The 18071-nt window shown below is 40.6% G+C and carries 15 protein-coding genes; 12 read left to right on the top strand and 3 right to left on the bottom strand.

Annotated elements, in window-relative coordinates; genetic code table 11:
- Positions 1-271: 271 nt before the first annotated feature.
- From K1I80_RS03980 to K1I80_RS03960, 5 genes are all read left to right on the top strand, one after another.
- Positions 272-2692 carry an SHIRT domain-containing protein gene (locus K1I80_RS03980; RefSeq protein WP_223312811.1) on the top strand — a complete coding sequence of 807 codons (2421 nt, stop codon included), beginning with the start codon at positions 272-274 and terminating at the stop codon, positions 2690-2692.
- Positions 2693-2952: 260 nt separating this feature from the next.
- Positions 2953-3441, top strand: a complete 489-nt coding sequence (locus K1I80_RS03975; protein ID WP_223312812.1) for an ABC transporter permease — start codon at positions 2953-2955, stop codon at positions 3439-3441.
- Positions 3442-3539: 98 nt separating this feature from the next.
- Complete coding sequence (locus K1I80_RS03970; RefSeq protein WP_223312813.1) at positions 3540-4592, top strand: M42 family metallopeptidase; 1053 nt, start codon at positions 3540-3542, stop codon at positions 4590-4592.
- 83 nt (positions 4593-4675) lie between these two features.
- Positions 4676-5791 (top strand): glycosyltransferase, encoded by a 1116-nt coding sequence (locus tag K1I80_RS03965; RefSeq protein WP_223312814.1) that lies wholly within the window; start codon positions 4676-4678, stop codon positions 5789-5791.
- Between the two features lie 12 nt (positions 5792-5803).
- A complete protein-coding gene (locus K1I80_RS03960) occupies positions 5804-8317 on the top strand; it encodes a MucBP domain-containing protein (protein WP_223312815.1) in 2514 nt (837 codons plus the stop codon).
- Positions 8318-8361: 44 nt separating this feature from the next.
- On the opposite strand, the gene K1I80_RS03955 is transcribed toward K1I80_RS03960, so the two are convergent.
- The gene (locus tag K1I80_RS03955) at positions 8362-9828 is read right to left on the bottom strand and encodes an alpha-amylase (RefSeq protein ID WP_223312816.1); all 1467 of its coding nucleotides are present in this window, start codon (positions 9826-9828) and stop codon (positions 8362-8364) included.
- A gap of 194 nt (positions 9829-10022) precedes the next feature.
- On the opposite strand from K1I80_RS03955, the gene K1I80_RS03950 reads away from it, so the two are divergent.
- From K1I80_RS03950 to K1I80_RS03920, 7 genes are all read left to right on the top strand, one after another.
- Entirely contained in the window at positions 10023-10766 is a 744-nt protein-coding gene (locus K1I80_RS03950; protein ID WP_060976712.1) for an ABC transporter ATP-binding protein, read from the top strand.
- A complete protein-coding gene (locus K1I80_RS03945; RefSeq protein ID WP_223312817.1) occupies positions 10756-12393 on the top strand; it encodes a hypothetical protein in 1638 nt (545 codons plus the stop codon). Before K1I80_RS03950 ends, K1I80_RS03945 begins: the two co-directional genes overlap by 11 nt.
- Positions 12394-12520: 127 nt before the next feature.
- Positions 12521-12793 carry a TIGR04197 family type VII secretion effector gene (locus K1I80_RS03940; protein WP_223312818.1) on the top strand — a complete coding sequence of 91 codons (273 nt, stop codon included), beginning with the start codon at positions 12521-12523 and terminating at the stop codon, positions 12791-12793.
- Position 12794: 1 nt separating this feature from the next.
- On the top strand, positions 12795-13154 hold the full coding sequence (locus K1I80_RS03935) for a cingulin (RefSeq protein WP_223312819.1): 360 nt from the start codon (positions 12795-12797) through the stop codon (positions 13152-13154).
- On the top strand, positions 13145-15157 hold the full coding sequence (locus tag K1I80_RS03930; protein WP_223312820.1) for an EndoU domain-containing protein: 2013 nt from the start codon (positions 13145-13147) through the stop codon (positions 15155-15157). Before K1I80_RS03935 ends, K1I80_RS03930 begins: the two co-directional genes overlap by 10 nt.
- Positions 15158-15195: 38 nt before the next feature.
- Complete coding sequence (locus K1I80_RS03925) at positions 15196-15573, top strand: hypothetical protein (RefSeq protein WP_223312821.1); 378 nt, start codon at positions 15196-15198, stop codon at positions 15571-15573.
- Between the two features lie 129 nt (positions 15574-15702).
- Positions 15703-15996: a hypothetical protein gene (locus tag K1I80_RS03920; protein WP_002932350.1), complete on the top strand. Its 294-nt coding sequence runs from the start codon at positions 15703-15705 to the stop codon at positions 15994-15996.
- A 294-nt stretch (positions 15997-16290) separates the two neighbouring features.
- Here the strand turns inward: K1I80_RS03920 and K1I80_RS03915 are convergent, their stop codons facing one another.
- Together K1I80_RS03915 and K1I80_RS03910 are read right to left on the bottom strand one after the other, a co-directional pair.
- Complete coding sequence (locus K1I80_RS03915) at positions 16291-17064, bottom strand: XRE family transcriptional regulator (RefSeq protein ID WP_223312822.1); 774 nt, start codon at positions 17062-17064, stop codon at positions 16291-16293.
- Positions 17065-17168: 104 nt separating this feature from the next.
- Complete coding sequence (locus K1I80_RS03910) at positions 17169-18011, bottom strand: DegV family protein (protein WP_223312823.1); 843 nt, start codon at positions 18009-18011, stop codon at positions 17169-17171.
- Between the last annotated feature and the right edge of the window lie 60 nt (positions 18012-18071).

Below are 18071 nucleotides of genomic sequence, written 5' to 3'. Positions count from 1 at the left end.
AATAATTTGTAACTTTTTTGTAATGAAAGTAGACAAAGAATAGATAATTGCCACTAAAAAAAGTAGTTCACAAAGAGTCAATTATAATATTTTATGTTATAATTGATATGTATATGTCATATTTGCTTATCATATACAAATACATTCATTTTTAGTTTGGTAATAAATCTTGATTTAGAATCGACTGAAAATGAGGGGGTAGACAAGTGATGGTGTGCCTGCCAGCATTTGTCGAAAATAAAATATAAAAAGAAGGAGGACCGCATTCAAGGTGAAACAAACTTATCATAAAGTGTCTCATGCTCTGATGACTTTGCTGCTTTTGGTATCAACCTTTATTCCCTTGTTAAGCTCAAGTCCTAGGGTTTCTGCTGCAGAGTTAGGTGATGGCGACTATCAACTAACTACAAACGTCACTATTAATACTAATCCTTTAAAGGATACAGGCTACGGTGAAGGTAAATTTTACATTGCACCGACCTATACATTTGCAGATAGCAAAGTATTAAATAATGGTGATACCATGGTTTATCGTGTTCCATCACAGTTCAAAATTGAGCGAACTTTGGAGGAAAACATAAGCGCACCGGATGGCACTGTTGTTGCTAAGTTGGTGACAGATCCTGTTACAAATACAGCAACCATTACTGTCACAAATGCTGAGTATTTTGCGAAAATGCCAGATACCAAGCTTATTCAATCTTCTTTCACAGTGGTTTGGGCTGATAATATGCCTTACGACCAAGAGCAAGAAGTTAACTTTCCAGGTGCTAGAACCTACAGGCTGAAGCGTATCAAGGTTGATGAAGAACCTCAGGGGTATTCCAAGTGGGGTGTTCAGGATTCTAAGGATCCTAACTACGTCAACTGGCGTATCCGTGTCAATCGTGATGTCCAAAATCTTGGTCAGGTTGTCATTGAGGACGCTATTCCAGAAGGTCAAGAGCTGGATGAAGATGCAGGGATTACAGGTTACTACTTTACTGAGTGGGAAGGTGCTTCTGGCACACGTAAATCCTTTAACCCAAGCGATGTCGTTTCAATTACAGACTCCAATCATTTCACAGTTAATGCTGGGGATTTGAGTGGAAGAGGTATTTATGTTATCTACCGGACACGTTTGACAGAGCCAGTTGATAAGGTGACCAAAAAAGCCTTTAACGATGTAACTGTTACGGCTAATGGACAAAAGATGCCAGATTTAGTATCACGTCCATTTGCACCTTTGACAACTCTTGATGGTGTCGGGGAAGGTACCCGTTCGGATGAAGTTATCTTCAAAGTCAAAAAGGAATTGACTGGCCGCAATTTGGCAGATGGTGAATTTACTTTTGATTTGATTAATAAGGATGACAACGACAAAGTTGTTCAAACGGTAACAAACAAAGACGGTGCCGTAACCTTTAAGAAACTTCGTTTCAAAAATGAGGGAACCTTTAACTATGTCATTCGTGAGCGAGCGAGCAATCTGCCGGGTGTGACAAACGATGCAAATTCAGACATCAATGTTACTGTTACTGTAACAGACAATAACGGCGTCAAGACAGCAGCGGTTAATTATGACCGTGAGGCTTTCACCAATACATACAAGTTAGAGCCAGCAAATGCAGCGATTACCGCTAAGAAAGTTCTGGATGGTAAAGCACTTGAAGCTGGTAAGTACACTTTCAAGCTGACTGAGGTTGGCGGAAATAACGTGGAACATCAAGCAACAAATGATGCTAATGGTGATATCAAGTTTCCTGAAATCAACTATGATAAAGAAGGGACTTATACCTACAAGCTGACAGAAGTAGCTGGAAGTGAAGCTGGAGTGACATACGACAGTAAAGAACATACTGTGACTGTCACAGTGACTGAAAACAACGCTAAATTGGAAGCTGCTGTAACAGACAACAATCCAACATTCACCAACAGATATAAAGACTATGGTGTCAGCTATGAGTTTCTCAGCTCTAACCCAGCCTATCCAAACCTGCCAAAAGAAGTAACTGATTTGCTTCCAGCAGATGCTAATCGCTACACTAGTGGTACTAATGTAGACGCTAAGCAGCCTGCTAAAACAAGTGTTACAGTTTCTGAAGGCACATGGACTTTCGAAGGCTATGCAGAGTCAAATGCACAAACTGTTGCGGATAAGGACCTTAAATTTACCGGTAAATGGAATTTCACTCCAGCACCGAAATATAAGGTAACTTATGAATTTGTAAGCGCAGATCCGAATCGCGCCTTACCAGCAGAGGTAACAGAATTGCTGCCGACCGATGCCAATGAATACACAGATGGTACTGCAGTTCAAGCGGTTCAGCCAGCTAAGGATTCTATTGAAGTAACTGGAGGTACTTGGAAATTCCTTAAATATGACGCGGATAGTAAAACTATTGCAGGCTCAGATGTCAAATTTACAGGCACATGGATATTTGAAGCTAGACGTCCACAAGGACCAACACCACCACCATCTTCTTCAGATTCGACACCACCACCGTCATCATCTGGTGATAAACCAGGCGGTTCGAAAAATGAAACCCCAGGTAATTCGACAGATAAAGATGGAAAAGATGTTACTGGATCAGCAACTGGCAAAAAAGTTTTGCCGAAAACTGGCAGTGAAACATCTATCTTTGCGATAGCAGCAGGATTTGCACTGATTCTTTTATCAGCTCTTGTCTATCGTTTCAAAAAAGCTAATTAATATTAGCCAGACAAATCATCTCAGCTAGCTGAGATGATTTTTTCTTGTCTTTGTCACCACCTATTCTCGATAATGTACTAATGTTTAAACTTATAAACTCTAAAGTAAACAGACATTTGAATGGCTATTTTTTACGGTATCTGATATTTGCTAAGCTTGATTTTACAGTCAATGAATACTTTAAAATAAAAGTAAATTCTTGTTTTATAAAGAAGTTTTGTTATAATAAGATAAGAAAAAGTTTCTTTATTTAAAGGGAGATGTTGATGAAAAATAAGAAGTTTAGGGTGATTCCTTTTTTGCCCCTATTTTTGTATCTGCTGGTTTTTCAGTACGGTTATTGGGGAATTGAGCCAGAGCCGGGGGTTGCTTATGGTTATCTTTACCTTTTTCTATTTTTAGTTCCTGTTGTCATTGCTTATTTTGTAATTGCTGTTATGAATTTTGCAACACTGATGGGGGAAATTACTTATTTATTCAAAGGACAGCTGCTAGGGCATCTCTATCGGCTTTATTTTTCTATCTTTTTCTTTTCGATTTTGTTTTGCGGTCTTAATTATTATCAGTTGATAGCTCCATATGGCTCTCAGATGAAAATTAGTGCTGGAGAAGCTTATAATCCCCTAGCACCTTATGCCATTCCTATCTTGCTTTTTCTCTTAGGATTGTTAGGCAATCTCTTCTTTTGGGAGTTGGGAAAGAATGAGGTCCAAGAGGAGAAAGAGCAGCAGTACAGCGATAGTAATTGAGGAGTTTTTATTGCATTTAATCATTAAAAGCCTGCTGAAAAACTATTTGCTCAGGCTTTCTTTGTGCTATAATAAAGAAAAACGATGAGGAGACATTCATGAATCAAACTGTTCAATATTTACAAGAATTAACGGCTATTCCTTCCCCAACAGGCTTTACGGCTGAGGTGGCAGATTATCTGGTGAAAACGCTGGGGAAAATGGGCTATGAGCCTGTCCGGACTAATAAAGGCGGCGTTCATGTTATGGTTAAGGGTGAAAATGATGCCCAGCATCGGGTAGTGACTGCCCATGTGGATACGCTGGGTGCTATTGTTCGGGCTATTAAGTCTGATGGTCGTCTCAAGCTGGATCGGATTGGTGGCTTTCCTTGGAACATGATTGAAGGAGAAAACTGTCTGGTCCATGTGGCCAGCAGTGGTAAGACTATCAGTGGGACTATCTTAGTTCACCAGACTTCCTGCCATGTCTATAAGGATGCTGGGATGGTTGAACGTAGCCAGGACAATATGGAAGTCCGTTTGGATGAAAAGGTGACGAATGAGAAAGAAACACGGGATTTAGGAATCGAAGTCGGCGATTTTATTTCTTTTGATCCTCGTACTACAGTTACCGAGTCAGGCTTTATCAAGTCTCGCTTTCTGGATGACAAGGTCAGCGCAGCTATTTTGCTCAATCTTTTGCGCGTTTATAAAGAGGAAAATATTCAGCTACCAGTGACGACTCATTTTGCTTTCAGTGTTTTTGAGGAAGTCGGTCATGGGGCTAACTCCAGCCTGCCAGAGCAAGCAGTGGAGTATCTGGCTGTTGATATGGGCGCTATGGGTGACGACCAGCAGACAGATGAGTATACGGTTTCCATTTGTGTTAAGGATGCTTCGGGGCCTTATCACTACGGCTTCCGCCAGCATTTGGTAAATTTGGCTAAGGAGCAGGACATTCCTTACAAACTGGACATCTATCCATTTTACGGATCAGACGCCTCTGCAGCTATGAGCGCAGGAGCAGAAGTCAAGCATGCTCTGCTAGGTGCCGGCATCGAATCCAGCCACTCTTATGAACGTACCCATATTGATTCAGTTGTTGCGACAGAGCGTATGGTGGATGCTTATCTAAGAAGTGGCTTGGTTGAGTGGGCAATCAAATTTTAGAAAAAATCATCTGAAACGCTTGCATAAAATTGTAAGTTGTGAGATATTATTATATAGAATTACTTTAGGTTAAAAGGGAGAAAATGAAAGTAGTTTGTGTGGATTCTTGTATCCGTGCTAGGGCATTTGGGATTGACATTGCCCTCCGCAATCGATTTGAGCTTTTTGAAGAAATGAAAGTGCCTTATGAGTTGTGGGTTTCTGAAGCGGATACAGATATATATGCTAATGCCTCTTCTAGGCAGCTTGTGCTGGATAGTTATGAAGCCTTGGGAATTGATAGGACTAAAGTCCGTTTTCTGGGCATAGAATTAGCTGGCAGGAGTCTGCAGGAGTTTGCTGAGGAGGAGCTTGAGCCAGAAGACTGGTTGATGATGGAGCGTCTGGATATTCCAGAAAATGTTCTCTTGAGACGTGGACAAGATTTTCATGTAGGTCGCGTCCTTCATCAGGATCATATGATTGCCCTCGGACAAGAGTTAAATAAAAAGGTGATGAGCTGGCTGGATCAGGATGTGTTAGACTCTTTGATTTTGGTTGGGGAAAGCCAAGAGTCTTATCTGCCTCAAAAGATGAGGGATAAGGCCCTCTTTATTCCAACAACCTATGCGGATCAAGTGGTCCAATATCCAAGAGAGAGAGTCTTTGATCCTAAGGATATTCGCTTGGTGACAGTTAGTCGTTTGTCTGAGGAAAAAAATGTTCTGTTATTGCTGAAAATCATGGCTTTGCTCAAATTTAAAGGGTATGAGCAATTTAGGTTAGATATCTATGGAGATGGTCCAGACATGGCTATGCTGCAAGATGTCCTTGAGCTCAATGATTTGGAAGATATGGTTCATTTTAAGGGCTATCAGTCTCAGGTGGCTTTTCAAGCTTATGATGCCTATATTAGCACCTCCTTATCGGAAGCCTTTGCGACATCGCTTTACGAAGCTCTAGTTAATGGCTTACCTCTGATAGGTTTGGATGTGCGTTATGCCAATCGCGCTTATATTAAGCATGAGGAGAATGGCTGGCTGATACCGCAAAATGACGCTAATCAATATATTGCCCATCTAGAGCAATTTAGCCAATTTGGAGAAAAAGAATGGAGGGGATTTTCGGAAAAATCAAAAGAACTTGCCAATCGCTATAACAGAGAATTACTAGTCAATCTATGGGAAAAAGTTTTTAAAATGTCAAAAATAGGAGATTAAAAGGAGAATAATATGAAAAAGAGTTTAGGGAAAAAAGTAGAACTGGGACTGAAATTAGTCCCAATTCCTCTGTCTTTACTGCTCGCTGGGACAATGGCAGTGACTGTGCGAGCTGAGGAGGTAAGTAGTGAAACAGATGGGAATCAAGTCCAGAATAACCAGTCGACTCCTCCTATCACTCAAGAACTGCCAAATGATGGTACAATCAAAAATACTCCAAATCAGACTGAGGGACCTTCTGGCCTTACCATTTCAGAACAAGGAGAGAATAATGGCGCTGCCCAAGTCTCTCCTGAAATCAAACAGTTAGCCAAAGAGTTTTATGACAATTATACCAAGGGAGAGATAGAGGAATTAACAAAGGGTGCAACCATGACCTCTGTTATGCCAGAGATGCAGTCGGTAGAGCAAATAGAAGAAGCAGCCAAAAAGTATGATTATGCTTATGCTATTCGCAAGATGGACGGTGTCTTTAAGTTCATTGATTTAAAGCAAGTAGAAAATTTAAATCAAGTCAAAGATGAAAATTTTTATGAAGTTCCTTCAAGCAATATATATCCAGAACAATCACTTATTCAAAACAATACAGCCCTCTTCTTTTTGAATAAGTGGGAGGCTATATTCAATCTAAATCCAAGGCCAGAAGAAGTAGCTAAGATACCAAAAGCTATTATTCCGCGATCTGAGTTGGATTTGCAACTTGATGATACGATTCCTCGTCATACGTATTTGCAGAGATCGTTTTCTTATGGCTTTTCAGAGTCAAGCTTTGAAGAAGCTTTTTCAAGACGGTATTTACCAGAATCAGATAAGAGAATCTTATCTAGGCAGGAGATTAGGCAGATATATTCTGAAAATCCGGATATGTTCCGAATTGAGTCAACTGCTAATGAAGACAGTTTTATTGTGCACTTAATAAATCCTTTCTTTCAAAAACTATGGATTAATGGGAAGGAAATAAAACAAGAATATGATGAATATCGAGGAAAGACAGAAATAAATTCTGCTCTAATTGATCCGCGAGAAAACGAATTTCCAGGTCGCTATCTTCGTTATTATGGTTTCGACTATAGCAACATGATGCCAGTCTATGCTGATTTAGGAAAATATAATGGGAGGTGGAGACAGTACGGTCAAGAACATGAGAAGGGAAATATTGTTTATATTGATTGGTTGGGTAATAATCCATCTTTAGTGAAACCTTGGTTTGGTGAAAACAATATTAAAACCTTCCACTATAAACTGTATCTGATGAAACCAGGTGATAAAACTCGTTATTATATTGATAGAGATTACACGATAGAGGTTAGAGGAGTTCCATCCTTGATTGATACACCAGATGGTGGATTCGAAATTGTAAAACCAAGTTTTCCTAATGGTGGTTATACTGTAGGTGGTTATATGGCTGATCAAGGTGAGCTAGATAAACTTTTCAGAACTGTCAAAACGGATGGATTTGTCTTTAAACTTTCAGATGTTAAGAAGGTTGGGGAAGGAGAGACCGAACCGGGCAAGGTTCTTGTCCGTTACCAAGACGAGCAGGGCAATGTCATTGCCAACCCTATTACGGATGAGCAACCGGGTAAGACCAGATATACAGTCAGTCCTAAACCTCTTATTTCCTATAAGAATCAGATCTATACTTATAAATCTCGTCTAGCAAATACTTATGATGAGTCTGGAGAGTATGAGGCAGGAGTGACTAAAGAAATCGTTTATGAGTATAAGCGCAATCAGTTCCAGCTTCCAAGTGATGCTCCAAGCGAAGAACGGCCAGTATTGGAAATGACCCGCTTTATAGATGAAAGCGGTCAAGAGTTATCAGCTCCTGAACAAGGTTTAGTGGCGTCTAAGAGTATTTCCGGCTATGACTTCCAGTCTAGTACTGATGAGGACGGCATTCGCACTCATGTTTATCGCGCCAGTGTGCACGAAGTACCGACAGATGCACCAAGTGAAGAGCGCCCAATCATGGAAATGACTCGCTTTGTAGATGAAAATGGTCAAGAGCTGTCAGATCCTGAACGTGGTTTGGTGGCGTCTAAGAGTATCGCTGGTTATGACTACCAATCCAGCAGTGACGAGGATGGTATTCGCACACATGTCTATCGTACCAGCGTGCATGAAGTACCGAAAGATGCTCCGGTTGAGGACAAGCCTTCTATCGAAATCACTCGCTTTGTGGATGTAGAAGGAAGACCTTTAGCAGCTGAGGAATTTGGTTTGCTAGATGCTAAGACTATTGAGGAGTATGGATTCGTTTCTGTATCAGATGCCAATGGCGTTCGCACTTATGTTTACAAGCCAAAAACGCATACTCAAACACCTTTGGGAACAGAAACTTCTGAGCAGAAGAGTCCTGTAAGGGTTGAAAACTCTGAGACTAGTCCAGTTCTATCTCGAGTGTCCAAACATCAATTACCAAATACTGGAAACACAAATTCATCATTCTTGGGAGCAGCAATTATCAGCCTTTTGGCTTCCTTTGGCTTACTACATTCCAAGAAAGAAAGAAGAAAAAAATAAGGCCAATTTGGTCTTATTTTTCTTTTTCCATATTTTACTGCGACTTATCTAACACTCCAGACACTAACTGATTTTTCCTCCACAGGAAATTCTCCCCAGCCTTGCTCGTCAATAGTTACGATTTGGGAGCTATTGCCTAGATAGTCACTGAATTCTCTGCCTGCCCATTCTGTGCCAACTAGCATGGATTTGCTAGCTGCTTGGTCATTGCTGATAAGGACAGCGATGGGTTGACCATCCTCCTTGCCTTGACGAGTCCAGCCGATACAGTTGGCATCGTCGAAGTAGTCGTTCTGCTCGCCATAGGCAAGATTGAGGCGGATGTCTAGGAGCTTATCTAGCACATCCTGAAAACTTTCTTGGGCAAATTCTCCGCTAATGCCATAGTAGTCTCCGTAAAAGACGCAGGGCAATCCAGCTTCTCTTAGAAGTATGAGAGCATAGGCCGCAGGCTTGAACCATTCTTCGACGGTAGACTCCAAAGCCTGCCCTCTCTGAGTATCGTGGTTGTCCACAAAGGTTACAGCTGATTCAGGATGATTCTTTGCAAGTGTCTGATCAAAAATAGTTCGCAGGTCATAGTCTGCTCCAGATTTGCTGGCATCAAATAAATTATGATGAAGTTTAACATCGACTAGGTCAAAGCGGTAGTCAATATTTTCTAGATAATCATTATTGGCCTTCTCATCGCTATTCCAAAATTCCCCAAAGACATAGAAATCATCGCCGTATTTTTCAGTAATATCACGGATGAAATTCTTCATAAAGAATGAATCAATGTGCTTAACAGCATCTAAGCGAAAGCCATGTACACCAGTGCTTTCAATAAACCAATGAGCCCAGTCGTAGAGATTTTGGATGACTTCGGGGTGCTTGAAATCAATATCCGCATACATGAGATAGTCGTAGTTGCCATTCTCGTTGTCCACTAGCTCATCATCTGCCCAACCTTTATTGTCGCCTTGGATGAGAAAAATGCCTGATCTGTTGTTTTTAGCATCATAGTCAGTGCCTGTGAAGTGGTACCAGTGCCATTCAAAGTCATTGTAGGCTTTTTTGCGGCCTGGGAAGACAAACTTAGTCCAGCCTTTGATCTCGAAAGGTTCTGACAAGACCTTTGTGCGGTCGCTAGGATCAACTTCAACAACGGTAAAGCGCTCTTTATAGTCAGCTGCGGCCTTGTGATTGAGGACCACATCTGCAATCGCTTCGATGCCGTTCTGTCCAAGCGCCTCAATCGCTCGGAGGTATTCTTCTTTAAATCCATACTTTGTGCGTACAGTCCCTTTTTGGTCGAACTCTCCCAAATCAAAGAGGTCATAAACACCATAGCCGACGTCATTAGAGCCTGTTCCTTTGAAGGCTGGCGGCATCCAGACCTTGCGAATTCCTTTCGCTGCTAAGTTTGGTGCGTCTTCCGCCAAGCGATTCCAATGCTGGCCATCATCTGGCAGATACCATTCAAAATACTGCATTAAGGTTTGGTTTTCCATATAAATTTTCCTCTTCATTCTCACTGATTGGCTTTATTGTACCAAAAGAAGCAGAAAGGCGCAATCGTTTGCGTTTTTCACTATCATAAACACTTAGCTCTTTTATAATTTGAAAATCTTTTTAAAATTGAACATGAAACATTTTTAGATGAGACAAAAAGCCGCAAAAAGAGTATACTATTCTATATAGAAATCGGTAAAGGAGCTCTCTTATGATTGAATTTAAAGATGTCACTAAAGTTTATGAAGGAACGGTAGCTCTCAATCAGCTGAATCTGACCTTGCAGAGCGGAGAAATCGTCGGTCTGATTGGTCACAATGGCGCCGGAAAATCTACTACCATTAAGTCATTGGTCAGCGTCATCAATCCAAGCAGTGGACAGATTTTTGTGGATGGGAAAGAATTATCCGCTAATCGCTTGGAAATCAAGAAAAAAATCGGCTATGTAGCAGATTCACCAGATCTATTTTTGCGCCTAACTGCCAACGAGTTCTGGGAACTGGTAGCGACTTCTTACGATATGACAAATGCTGAAGTAGAAGAGCGATTGGGAAATCTGCTCCATCTTTTCGACTTTGGCTCTCATCGGTATGAGGTCATTGATTCATTTTCTCATGGGATGAGACAAAAAGTCTTCGTTATTGCAGCTCTTTTGTCTGATCCAGATATTTGGGTGCTGGATGAGCCGCTGACTGGTCTTGATCCTCAGGCAGCTTTTGACCTCAAGCAGATGATGCGCCAGCATGCAGATAAAGGAAATACAGTTCTCTTTTCAACCCACGTCTTGGAAGTGGCAGAGCAGCTCTGTGATAAGGTGGCCATTCTCAAAAAAGGGAAATTGATTTTCTATGGAACCATTGAAGAACTAAAAGGCCAACATCCAGAACAGTCTCTTGAAACCATTTATCTTGGTCTAGCAGGCCGTAGAGAAGAGGTGAGTCCTGATGCGCATTAAAGCTATAAAAAAACTCGTTGATATCAACATCCTCTACGCTATTCAGCCGTCTCAGCTGCAGCAGTACCGCAAGATGCAAGCTAAGAATCCTGATCGCAAGGTCAATGTATCGCTGAAGGCCATCCGCATGTATCTGATTTTAGGACTGGTCTATCTCTTTCTTTTCGGCTTGATGGGCTCCCTGAACCAACTGGTTGGCAATCCTGGTCTCTTTGCCAATTTGGTTTCCGCTTTTGCTCTCTTTTCTATGTCTCAGGGCTTTCTGGTTTTTTACAATGTCTTTTATGAAAGCAAGGACTTGCAATCTTACCGTCCCTATGCTTTTAGCGAAGCAGAAATCATTGTCGGCAAAAGCATTTCGGTTATTCTGACCTTGCTGATTGCCATTCTGCCTATGTTCAGTTATTTCTTGGTTCTGGCTTTTCAAGGTGGGAATCCTTTCTTGGGCCTGCCCTTGGCTCTGCTTGCTATTCTGATTTTAAGTTCAGTCATCACCTTTCTGATTCTGATTGCCGTCCATTTCATTACCAAGACAGCCTTTTTCAGGAAGTACAAGACCATCCTGTCCAATGTCATTCTGGCTCTTGTTTCCGTCGGCTCCTTTTTCCTCTATTTTATGATTAATCAAATGAACAGCAGAAGCGTTGTAAATCGTACAGAGGTTAAAGCTTTCTTCCCGCCAGTTCAAGCTTTCTATGATTTTATTCTTCATCCTTTTCATACAGCTTCCTTGCTGGGATTTTTGGGATGGGTGGCAGTCGCGGCTCTTCTATTTTTCATCGTAAAGACCAAGGTGATTCCAGAATTTTATGAGGCCGCTCTCATGACGGGCTCTTCAGTAGGAAAGCGGGAGCGCGTGCATGACATCAATATTGCGGAAGCAAAAAATCTCAAAAAGTTTGTCTGGCGCTACAATACCAGGCTCTTGAGCGAGGGTTCTGTCATTATGCAAGCTATCTTTATGTCGGCCTTTCTCCCTTACATTGTCATTTTCAGTATGGGAATGGGGATGATACAAGGCGGCCTGTCTTTGACTCCTTATCTGGAACCGCGTTTCCTCTTGCCAATGATGGCTCTGGCTGTTTTGATTGCAACACTAAACTCAGGCGGCAGCAACCTTACGGCTATTGGGATTTCTTTGGAAAGGGAAAATTTTGATTATCTCAAGGTTCTCCCCTTTGATTTGAAGCAATATATTCATCTGAAGTTTTGGCAACTCTTTGCCGTCCAGTCTATCCTGCCTCTGACCTTGCTTTTGATAACCAGCCTTGTTTCTGGTATGCATCCAGTGACTTTCTTGGGCATGGTGACTGTTTGGGCCTTGATTAGTCTAATGTGGAGTTCTTGGGGTTACTACCGAGACTATAAGCATCTCGTGACCAATTGGTCCAATGTCACAGAATTGATGAGCCGAGATAATAATATGGTGAAAACTCTCCTAGCTATCGCTCTGGTTTTAGGAATGATGATTGTCGTTGCCCTTCTCTTCTTTATATCCAATGTTCTTGCGCCTCTGGTAATTTATACGATAGTAGCTCTAGTTCTAATAGGATTAGCTGTGTTGTCTTACATAGTCCACAAACACTACATGAAGAAGCTGAATGAAGAATTAGCAGTATTTTATTAAACAAGCATCAGAAAGTCGAAAGACTTTCTGATTTTTTCTTTTTGCGTCTATTATTTTGAGGGATATGTTATAATGAAAGGGTATATTTTATGTTTTCTTGAATAAAATTCCAAAAGGAGAAGCAATAATGGGACAAATTAAATCGAGCACCATTTCAGCTGGCTCTTCTATCAGCGACCTCGTTGGAGTTGATACTAGCAATGCACAAAATCAACAAGTCGAATTTTCCTATACAACAGGGATTGCTGGAATGGAAGCTGGCCGTCAGGCCTGCAATCAAATGCTTCAGGCTGTCGGTGACTTCAGCTCTGCTGTTCTGACTCAGGCCAATAAATTTCCAGAAATTGCTGCAAAAATTGAGAAACGCGATATAGAGGAAGCCAAGCGCTGGGAGAGTTGAGATGAAGGCTGATAAAAGCGAAAAAGAACGTCAGGCACTTTATGAAAAAATTCTCAAAGTTGACCAAAAAGAAGACGATTTTATGACGATGAAACGTCAATACGAGATTTCCCTGGCGAATTTTGCGACGGATTTCCAATACTTGACGACCCGAATGGAACATCTACTTTATGAACACCCTCAAAGCTCTGCTGCCCTCAGTCGTGATTTATCAGAAACTCAGTATCTTAACCGACAGGTTAAGAACTATGTGGATGTTCAGATGGATGAACTTGGAAAGCTCAGTCGTCAAACAAGAAAGACTATGGAAGAAGAGCGAGACAAACTGACCAAAGAAAGGAATAGTCTGCCATGGGAGTAAAATATAGTGCAGCAGATTCAGCCCAGCTTATCCAAGCGATGACCAGCAACCTGCAAGTAGCCAATCAAGTGACCGATCGTCTATCTAGTGGCTGCGACCATCTGATTGCCTCTTTGGAGTCGGGTGAGTTGCAGGGAGCGGCTTATACAGCGGGGAAAGGCTTATTTACTGAGGTAATCATCCCTGCCATCAAGAAGTTGCAAGAGTCTATTGATGATATTCAGGGGGAGCTTTCCTCTTATAAAAGTGCCGATGCCGAGGTGGCCAAATACGGCGAGTTAGATTTGGATTTATTGAAAGAACAGCTGAAAATAAAACAGGAGATGCTGGAGAAAACCCAAGCTCAGTTGGCGGAGTATCAGTCTTTAGCTCGCCGGATTAGCGATGGATTTACAGGGAAATTAGCTGACAATTTGTCCAAGACGATTGCACTGACTGAGGTGGAAAACCAGCTAAATATCGGCATTCGGGAAATTCAAGAAAAAATTGACAAACTGGAATGGTTTGTGGATCAGGTGTCCCAGTATTTCACAGATAGTCTGCAGGTTTTGGGTTTAGCTATCCAAGGAGCGACGCAGCTTAGTCAGGTATTGGTAGACAGTGAGGGTAATTACTCTACTGATGGCATAGATATGAGTTGGTCTACTAAGATGAAGGCTCAGAAGATTCAGACTGTTTCAAAGAGTGATTATCGGACACCACAAGAACAGGCTATAGACAAGGCTGTCAAAGATATGAAGTTATCCGGTGCTGCTGAAATCTATTACCGAGGAAAGCTCAAGGAGAAGCTGAAGGGGAAGCCGCGTTCGGAATGGAAGAAAATAATTTCAAACTTTAATAAAGATCTTAAGACAGAAAAAGGGGACAATCTACTGGATGTGTTCGATATGTCCCGAGCTGAGCTTGAGGAAAAGTATGGTGACAAGATTCAGGCCTATGAACATTTTTTAAACACGGGATATACTGATGTATCTATTGCAACTATGAGTCAGGATGCTCTTAAATTGATTATGGCGAGATATGACCAAGTAAAAAGTGATCATCTAGGCTTGAGTCCCACAGAATTAGCTAAGGTTGATCCAGCTTTTAAGAAAAAAATAGATGGTATGAGCCAAGAGGAGATAGAAAAAGAATTTCCTGAGCTCAAAAACGCCATTTCCCAAGCTCATGTGAAACCATTTGGAAGTTTAGGCATGTCAGAGACTGAATGGGCCAATCATCGCTATGTGACAGACCGTTATTTTTTAATGGACAGTCAGAAATTACTTAGCTGGCGCGACCCTAATTATATGGCGAAGTTTAATCATTACATCCTTGAAGAAGGGATCAATCCAATTACACTTGAGCCAGCAACAGCCGAAGAAATCCAAACAGCTGAATGGTATAATCACATCCATCCTATCACTGAAACACTTAGCTGGGGAACTGCCTTGTATTCTGCTTATGTGGGGTATAACCAGTATTACAATAAACCTTATACAACAATCCCCGAAGCTTTTGGCAAAGGGAAAGACTGGATTAAAGGGAAAATTCCAAGTGTGGGGAGTCAGCCGGTGGTTGAGATTAAAACCTACAGTATGGATGATTTAGCGAATCTTAAGCACACAGAGAACTTTACAGAGAAGTCTAAAATCCATATCTTTGAAGGTGATTTAAATAGGAGAGGACAATCAGGAGGTTATCATTATGATATGGTAGAGGGGACTTCTGGAAATGTCATAGAAGGTACTAAAGGCCCCGTTTTAAATGATACTGGGGTTTATGAAGCAAAGGTAGAAGTTGATGGGATTCCTAAAAAAGCAAATGGAGGTTATTCAACCTTTTTCCCAGATAATATGAGCCCACAGGAGGTTGTGGATGCCATTAATGAGGCATATGAAAAAAGGCAGTTTAAAGTAAAAACAAGAAATACTTACGAAGGATTTAGCAAAAACGGAATGAAGATTACGATGTATTTGGACTCTGATGAAAAGATTATTTCAGCTTTTCCTAGCAAAGAATAGTTAAAACATTGAATTATAAGATGAGAAAGAGGAGAAAAATGGTAAAAAGAGAATACGATATATTCAAATATCAAAATAATAGTATTAGTTTAATGATAAGTTTTTTTGATCCCTATTATCAAACCTTATGTGAATTTTTTGATACAGAAGTCCATAATTTTTACACCCATATTCAAAAAGAATTAGAGGCAGTTGTTACTGGTCAAAAAGAAGAATCAGACTTTGGCGGTAATATGCTAAATATTGATATAGGTAAAGAAGAAACAGAAGTATACTATCAAATGGATGATGAAAGTCTTGGGGAACCTTGCTTTATTTCAACTGATGAACTATTTAAATTGGTTTTAGAGTGGAAAGAAATGGAAGAAAAAATGCGCAGAGGGGAAGATATTTTTCCTGTGATTTTAGAAGATTAATCTAGTATAAAGAATTTTAGGGTAGGATGCTTTCCTTGCCCTTTTCGTCTCGTAGATTTGTTGAGAAACACGGCCCTAACTTTAAACAAAAGCATTTTGAATATACCTCTAGGACAGGAAAATATTAGTATGTTAGAAACAGTTTTAAAAGCAATTGATGATTTGTTATCAATAATTGACAGATATAAGATTAAAAACGTTCATCCGCAAGTAGAGGATTTAAAATATTTAAAAAAATCTTTGAATACCAATGACGAGCTGAGTACAAGGGAAAAATTTACTCTTTATCAAGAACTTTTTCCACCACGCGGTGGTTTATCAGATATTCATTATTGGCATAACGACTTTGGAACAAGAAAAACAGTTAATGAAGTCATATCAGATTCAACGAAAACAATTGCTGATTATTTGCTGGAACGGTAACAAAATAAATGATTGACTCAGAAACAATCGATGTTGGATTTCCTATCTCAAGTGAGTGGTTAACAGATTATTCCTATCTAGTCGGTCAATATGTTACATGTAAACTTGATAGGTTAGAAGTGAACTTTTTGTAAAATATATTTTTCCTACTGAAGAATGGGAATTTGTTCTATAAATTTCCGCATGACAAATCAAAAACTTCTAAATAATTTACAATGCTATCATTCATAACTTAATAATAAGTTTTTTGACTGATAATCATAAAAATAACAGTTCTGTACATTTGCAGAACTGTTATTTGTTTTTCTTTATTTTTTCTACATCCAGTGGCATGAAAGTCGCCATAACTCGACCGATAAGTTTAGGTTCTTCCTCATGCGGGATAAACTTATCACTGTATTTTTTATTAAGGGAAATTAGACGGATACCGGATGGATCGTTGAAGACCCTTTTTATAATGGTTTGGCCGTCATAATCTATAGCATAGATAGCGCCGGCAAGCTCGAAATGAGTCTGCTTGATTAGCGCTACGGAATCTCTCGGATACTTGGGCTCTAACGAGTCAGTTCGTACCCAAAGGGCAATATCGTAGTCAATTTCTCTGTCCAGCCAGACTAAATCAGCTTGTTCAGGCTTATGCTGAGAGAGATAGTAATTCTCATAGACCAAGTAGGGGAAGTAGTCGTCCTTTAAGCTGGCTTGTGTTTCTTGCTCAGTCAGGCTAGCTTCCAGTAGCTTTAATCCTTTCTCCTGTCTGTTTTGGTTAAGTTGTTGATAAATACGATTTAAATCAGGAAATTGTTGAGGGATGTCAGCGATTAGTCGGTAACGAGGGTCAATTTCTTCAACCTCTACCTCAAAAAAACTTGCAATTTTTTCTAGATTGGCTGCAATAGGTAGAGATGTTCCTTTGATATAGCCAGTCAGTGTACTAGCAGGAATGCCTGTTTCACGAGATAGCTCGACTTGCTTCTTACCTGTTTCCTTGAGAAGTTCTTTGAGCTTTTTAGAAATGAGAAGACTTGCTTCCTTGTCTTGGGGGCTTGCGGCGCCTCTTCCTCTGGCCATAATATCAACTCCTTTACTTAGTTTTATTATAGCGAATTAAATCGAAAAAGTAAAGGATTAGGCTAAGATAATTGACCTAATCCTTTACTTTTTTAGATATCTTATTAAATTTCGTAGCCCATTAAGATTCCGCCCTCCTCAGCGTAGAAACTGCAGAGACCTGAAGTCGGCACCATTTCGATTTGAGCTTGAGGATACTTTTCTTGTACCAGTTGGCTAAATTGCTGGCAGAACTTTTCGTTATTGCGGTGAGCGATGATGAGTCTGCCACCCTTGTAACCAGCTTTGAGTAGCTCTTCGATTGCAGAAGCAAGAGCTTTTTTCGGACCGCGTGCCTTTTGCAGGAGCTCTAGCGTGCCAGTCTGGCTAGCCTCACCGACCATACGGATATTGAGCAAGCCGACAACGGTTCCCAGAAGTTTGCTAAGCCGGCCGTTTTTGACCAAATTATCTACCTTTGCCAGAACGAAGAGAAGCTTAGTTTTCTCTTGATAGCGATTAATGACTTCAACGACTTCATCAAAGCTGAGATCTTGCTGGATGAGTTCATTGAGTTTAGTCACAAGTAAGTCCACCTCGCCGCCAGCAGAAAGACTATCAATGACATGAATCTGGACATCAGGGTGTTCTTCTAAAAAGATTTTCTTAGCAACCTGTGCACTATTATTGCTGCCAGATAGAGTTCCAGTGATAGTCACCACAAAGATCTTGTCAGCTCCCTCAAAGCTTTTGAGATAGTCATCTGGACTAGGGCAGGCGGACTTTGAAGCAGCAGAAGAAGCATACATCTTCTCCATCATCAGGTCAATATCAAGTTCCTTATTATCTACAAAGATTTCATTTTCCACTTGAATAGTCAAGGGAACACTTTCAAACTGGGTGTCTTTAGCTAAGTTTGCCATTTCACGAAAGTCACAGCCAGAGTCAGCTATAATTTTCCAAGTCATATTTTTCTCCTTTTTTGTCAAGTATGTACAATAAAAAAATTGACAAAAAACCTGTCTTTT

This window comes from Streptococcus sanguinis (assembly GCF_019929225.1).
Classification (GTDB): Bacteria; Bacillota; Bacilli; order Lactobacillales; family Streptococcaceae; genus Streptococcus; species Streptococcus sanguinis_J.
The sequence above is the reverse complement of the archived record's forward strand: the minus strand, read 5'-3'. Positions and strand labels throughout refer to the sequence as shown.